The 5,050-nt window shown below is 41.9% G+C and carries 2 protein-coding genes; both read right to left on the reverse strand.

The window, feature by feature from the left end:
* Positions 1–1,461: hypothetical protein (locus WBA23_RS25990; RefSeq protein WP_424585190.1), on the reverse strand; the 1,461-nt coding region annotated here is incomplete at its 3' end.
* 182 nt (positions 1,462–1,643) lie between these two features.
* Positions 1,644–5,050 (reverse strand): gliding motility-associated C-terminal domain-containing protein (locus WBA23_RS25995; protein ID WP_424585191.1); only part of this gene is annotated, 3,407 nt, incomplete at its 5' end.

Below are 5,050 nucleotides of genomic sequence, written 5' to 3' on the forward strand. Positions count from 1 at the left end.
CTCAACGTTTGAGATTATTACCGGATCATCAATTGGCGCAATAGTAATCACCAAAGCACTTTCTTTCTGATCAGTGGGTGAAGTTACTGCTATCCTAAGTATATCATTTCCTACGACATTATTAGCGGGAGTATACCGCAACCCACTTAATGCTAAACGAACTGATTGTGCCGACCCCGAAAAGGATAACTTGCCATTATCTATTACTAACGACTCAACATACGGAAGGATAAATGGGATCACATCTAGTTCACCCGTTTCCACTGATAATGCTACATCAATCGGATCGGATATTAGTGCTTCTACTAAGATAGGTGGTAAAACAGTAGCTTGATCTTCGTTAACTAAGGCATTACCCGCTATTTCTAGCGAGAGCGGCATTTGTATTTGATTTACTGAAATGGAAACAGTAGAAGTGTTTGCTGATACCGTATTGCCATCGGTAGTACTCCACTCAAATTGATCGGGCCCAGTGTACGCCCGACTAGGAACATACGCCAGTTTATTGAGATCGCTTCTTTCCAATACTCCCTGTTGTTGCACTACAAAATCAGCGTCGATTTCTACCCCATCGAGTGATAAAAATCCATATCTGGGCAAGGAACGAATTCTAATAGTGCTAAACTCATTTTGCTCAGGGTCAGAATATGCTTGTTGAAATTGCTGAACTTCAAAAATAAAGGCTTGGTTCTTAACTGTACTTACTGATATATCCCGTGTACTCGGGGGGACATTGTCAGAATTATTTTGGCTTAAAACATAGACGTACTGTTCAAACTGATTACTTACCCCACCATTTTCGTCCGTCACCTGTATTTCTACTTTCCGGTTTCCTTTAAAATCTTGAATAGAAGAAAATAAGTTTTGCACACCAATTGATCGGAGAGCCGCCTGGTAGTTTTCTTTAGTATCTTTCCCCGTTAGAATTAAGCGACGACTATTTCCTAGAGCTCGCTGTATCCTAATGTTATCGTTGGTATTATCTACAAACATTAGTTGGTCAAATTGCACATCGCCTATCCTTACCGAAGCACTCGTAATAAAAGTATTATCAGCATCTAATACTTCCAGATCCTGGGCGAATGGTACGGTGCTAGCTAGACTGGTGACAACTACCGGACCGTTAGACGAACTGCGTAAGCGAGGAGCATCGTTTATAGTTTGTACGTTAATATTACGACTCACAGCATTGCTCAAGTTTCCATTCTCATTATTAACCGTAAAAGAAATTGTTCTCTGGCTACTCTGAGGATTGTCTTCGTTTTTGTTTTGATAAAAAACTGAACGTAAAGCTCTTTGCATTACGCTGCTTTCAGTAGTTGTCCCAGCAGGAAAACGCAGTAAAAGTAGCTGGCCGGATTCTTCGTCAAATACAGAATAGATGTCAGCTTCACCCCGATAAACTAACGTGTCCTCTTCCGCAATATAACCACGGCTAAAAGATACGGTTGCGTAGCTCAAAAGCGAATTACTGGTGATTGATAAATTACCTGTAATTTGAACTGCCCCATCGCCTTCATTATAGCTTATAGGAGTACCTTCAAGTCCAGCTAGGCGCTGACCAATAGCTTGGCCATACCAGATAGCTAATAAGATGCATACTAATAGGCACCGAAGAGTCCTTGTGAAAAACTGCGTCCGCATTACTGTAAAATCGTTACCTTCCCTTGATAAGACTGGCTTCCCGCATCCAGTTCAATCCGGTAATAGTACGTGCCCGATGGCAGCCTATCCCCGTTATAAGTCCCATCCCACGCAGAACTATAAGTGTCAGAAGAAAATATTCGGTGGCCGTGGCGGTTGTATACTTCTACCAATCTTTGCTCAAAAGTATTGATATTTTGCAACTCCCAGGTATCGTTGATATTATCTCCATTCGGGGTAAAGCCAGTAGGAATTACTAAGCTACAATCAACCACATTTACTGGTACACTAGCAGTTACCTTAATACCATTAGCATCAGTAACTATTACCTGATAATTAGCGGTTTCAGTTGGATTTACCAGAATAGACTCAGTATTATCGCTAATACCACAATTTGCCTGATCGCAGCTCCACAGGTAGGTAAATGGAGCCGTTCCACCATCAATTGTAGTGGTCAGTGTTGCTGATTCTCCTAAACACACTTCCTCAACATCAGTAGCTAATGTTATTGACAGTAGTTTGACAGCAAAGAAAATGGTTGCCTCCTCTTGAGCTAGTTTACCCCCATCTATTGCATTCCAACTAAATTGATCAGCGTCAATATCGTTAGATAAATTCTGGTAGCTTAAATTCGGAATATCCTCACGAACAATAAGGAAACCGGTTCCTAACTGGTCTTCGTTTATTGTGTCGCCGTTAAATGTTAGCTGTCCGTTCGCTGGCAATGATGTAATAAGAATAGCCGAAAAACCTGTTTCTTCCGGAAAATTATCCGGGTCGGTATACACCTCTAAAAAAATATTTTCAGTAAAAGGGAACACCTGTCCACTACTAATCTCTAAAGAAATATCGGAAATTTGAGGCGGTTGGTTAATTCCTACTTGAATGTCCACTGTAGTATTGACAGTAAATTCTCCTGATGCGTTAGAGGGGGAGTCAGTGAGAACGATCACTAATGAGTCTTCATTCGAAATTTCCGAGACCGGAACGTAGGTAAGCTGCGGTATAATTGCTTCAAGATCGTCAGCCCCCCCTTCTATCCTAATACTTTTACTACCACCCTCACCAGCTTCTAGCAATACTACTTCATCCTCAACTGATGGACTAGGCAGTAAAAAGCCATTGGTTACTGATAAAGTAAGCAATAGTATGTCGTTATCAATATCTGAAAATGTTATATCGGACAGTGTAAGGGGCGTATTTTCTTGGGCAATAAGTTTATCAGGAGCAAAAACCTCAGGGATATCATTAGTCGGTAGCACTTTAATTTCTACCACTGCTGAGTTTCCCGAATTAGCATCATCACGCACATTCCATCGAAACTCGTCGTTTCCACTGAAATTCTCTGCGGGTGAATAAACCACACTTTCTACTGTAGCAAAGTCTACTAGAAAGCCTTGAACACCACTTGATAATATAACTTCACTAGTAATAATTTGACCATCCACAGTCAAGACACCTTCGGAAGGACCAGATTCTAAGTATATCTGATTAGGAAAATCATCGTCAGCATCTGAGTGATTATCTTCAAAATCAGCCGCAGTAAATGTACGACTATCATCTTCAAAAATTTCAACTGAGAAATCAGTAAGTACCGGAGGAACGTTGGGGTTATCTACCAAAATGAATACTTGTTCAGCATTACTATCTAGCGCTCCGTCGTTCACTACCACTCGTATTTGACGAGCCGATGAAGTAGGATTGATCGTTTTTTTGTTTTGATAAGTTACATTCCGCAGAATATTTTGCAGCTCAGCAATAGGTAATGGCCCATTGATTGTTAGTCTACCCAATTGATTATTCCACTGGTGATCGGCGTCGGTTAGCAACTCATCTTCCCCTCGTACATATTTATTTACAAACGATAAGGTAGCACTATTTAACTCAGGATTATCTTCATCTTCTACAGTAATACCTTCCAGAACTATCACCGGATCACTCCCTTCGGCAAATGGAATTTGATCTTTGGTAATCGTTATTTTTGGCGCGTCGTTTACATTGGCAATATTGATGGTGAAGTCCCGAGTGATACTTCCTTCCCCCAAAGCGCGTACCCTAATGTTGTAAGAAGCTTGACTTTCCCGATCAAATACAGCGTTTGAGCGCAACTGGTTACCACTAAGCCTAAAAAGGGCATTATCTTCGGCGTTCCTGATAAGCTGGACAGTTGGGTTCGCTACTGAACCACCTTCTATCGAGAACATCCCTATTGGCGTATTGCCAGGTTCGTTTTCATTAATTGAATTAGAAGTAAGAAAAATATCGGTAGGTGGCTCTTCAAGATTGTTTACGGTGACTGTAAACTCCTTGGTAAAACTACCATCACCGGAGTTTACTGTAACTTCTACCGTTGGCGAAGGCGTTTCCTCAAAATTAAGACTACCTTCTGTTTTTAGCTGATTTCCTTCAATGATAAAAAGGTTGTTGTCGTTGTTGCTTCCCGTTAGAGAAAATATAAAGGGCTCTTGCCCCCCTACTGCCGCAAGATTTCCAACCAACCCGCTAACCTGATTTTCATTTACATCTACATCGTCTAATGTGATGTCAGTTGGGGCTTCCTCCTGGTTCTCTACAGTAATTGTAAACGTCTCGTCGAAGCTACCATTGTTATCGGAAGTTGCCCGGACGGTCACCTGTCGGGTAGGTCCTGCTTCAAAATCTAAGCCATCTTTGGTCTTTAGTTCATTACCAACAATAACGAACTCATCGTTATTATTGCCAGATCCAACCAGAGAAAACACGATAGTTTCTGTTCCACCCGCGGCAGTTAATGTTCCTACTGTCGCATCCGCTTGATTCTCTTGAACAGTTGAACTGGTAAGCGTGATATCAGTGGGAGGTTCCTCTACATTAGTCACCGTAATTACAAAGATGCTAGCGAAGCTTCCTTGAGTATTAGTAGCCTGAACTCGGACGGATAACCCGTCGGCGGTGGCAGGATCTTCAAAATCAAGAGCGACGGTGGTTACGAGCGTAGTACCATCTATCTCAAATTTATTATTGTCCGAATCGCCTTCGCCCGCTACCAAACTGAGTGTGACCGGTTCGGTTCCATTAGAGGACAGCGTTCCTACCGTAATTCCCGCGTCACCCTCAGCTACGGTGCTGTTGTCTAAGTTAATAGCATCAGGGGCCACACTTTCATCAACATCTATCAATGTGATAGTAAATTCCTGAGGGGTAGAATTGCCATCGCCCTGAGCTACTACCTCTATAGTATAAGTCTCAGGATCACTTTCAAAATCAAACGCTCGAGCTGTCTGCAACTCGTTACCAACAATAGAGAAGTTGTTATTACCAGTGACTAGATCAAACGTAATTTCATTAGGAGGTGTAGCTCCACCCGAAGCTGAAAGCGTACCTATTACCGTGCCTACATCTTGCCCTTCAACAATCGTTTGTCCAT

Origin of the sequence: Tunicatimonas sp. (genome assembly GCF_049647865.1) — a bacterium.
In the GTDB taxonomy this organism is placed as follows: Bacteria; Bacteroidota; Bacteroidia; order Cytophagales; family Cyclobacteriaceae; genus Tunicatimonas.